Here is a 1,420-nt window from a genome sequence, read left to right as displayed (position 1 = left end):
GACGAGGTTCTACGGAACTGAAGTAGTTGATGCCATGCTTCCAGGAAAATCTTCTAAGCTTCAGGTTAACAGGGATCGTACCCCAAACCGACACAGGTGGTCGGGTAGAGAATACCAAGGCGCTTGAGAGAACTCGGCTGAAGGAACTAGGCAAAATGGTACCGTAACTTCGGGAGAAGGTACGCTCTTGGCGGTGATGAGACTTGCTCTCTAAGCTGCTGGGAGTCGCAGATACCAGGTGGCTGCAACTGTTTATCAAAAACACAGCACTGTGCAAACTCGCAAGAGGAAGTATACGGTGTGACGCCTGCCCGGTGCTTGAAGGTTAATTGATTGGGTTATCTTCGGAGAAGCTCATGATCGAAGCCCAAGTAAACGGCGGCCGTAACTATAACGGTCCTAAGGTAGCGAAATTCCTTGTCGGGTAAGTTCCGACCTGCACGAATGGCGTAATGATGGCCACGCTGTCTCCAGCCGAGACTCAGTGAAGTTGAAATTGCGGTGAAGATGCCGTATACCCGCGGCTAGACGGAAAGACCCCGTGAACCTTTACTATAGCTTGGCACTGAACATTGACCCTACATGTGTAGGATAGGTGGGAGACTTTGAAGCGTTGTCGCTAGATGATGTGGAGTCGACCTTGAAATACCACCCTTGTAGTGTTGATGTTCTAACCTGGCCCCCTGAATCGGGGGTAGGGACAGTGCCTGGTGGGTAGTTTGACTGGGGCGGTCTCCTCCCAAAGAGTAACGGAGGAGCACGAAGGTTAGCTAAACACGGTCGGACATCGTGTGGTTAGTGCAATGGCATAAGCTAGCTTAACTGCGAGACAGACACGTCGAGCAGGTACGAAAGTAGGTCATAGTGATCCGGTGGTTCTGAATGGAAGGGCCATCGCTCAACGGATAAAAGGTACTCCGGGGATAACAGGCTGATACCGCCCAAGAGTTCATATCGACGGCGGTGTTTGGCACCTCGATGTCGGCTCATCACATCCTGGGGCTGAAGTCGGTCCCAAGGGTATGGCTGTTCGCCATTTAAAGTGGTACGCGAGCTGGGTTCAGAACGTCGTGAGACAGTTCGGTCCCTATCTGCCGTGGGCGTTGGATGATTGAAGGAAGCTGCTCCTAGTACGAGAGGACCGGAGTGGACGAACCGCTGGTGTTCGGGTTGTTATGCCAATAGCATTGCCCGGTAGCTACGTTCGGAATCGATAACCGCTGAAAGCATCTAAGCGGGAAGCGAGTCCTAAGATGAGTCATCCCTAGGAATTTAATTCCTCTAAAGAGCCGTTCGAGACTAGGACGTTGATAGGCATGGTGTGTAAGCGTTGTGAGGCGTTGAGCTAACATGTACTAATGACTCGTGAGGCTTAACCATACAACCCTGATGGGTTTTACCAGCGATGGTAGTGGTTGGT

Annotated in this window: 1 rRNA gene; it reads left to right on the top strand. The window is 51.6% G+C overall.

The features are described from left to right. Positions 1 to 1,380 (top strand): 23S ribosomal RNA (locus tag IEY18_RS17280); the annotation flags it as partial. Between the last annotated feature and the right edge of the window lie 40 nt (positions 1,381 to 1,420).

This window comes from Shewanella gelidii (assembly GCF_014647855.1).
Classification (GTDB): Bacteria; Pseudomonadota; Gammaproteobacteria; order Enterobacterales; family Shewanellaceae; genus Shewanella; species Shewanella gelidii.
The sequence above is the reverse complement of the archived record's forward strand: the minus strand, read 5'-3'. Positions and strand labels throughout refer to the sequence as shown.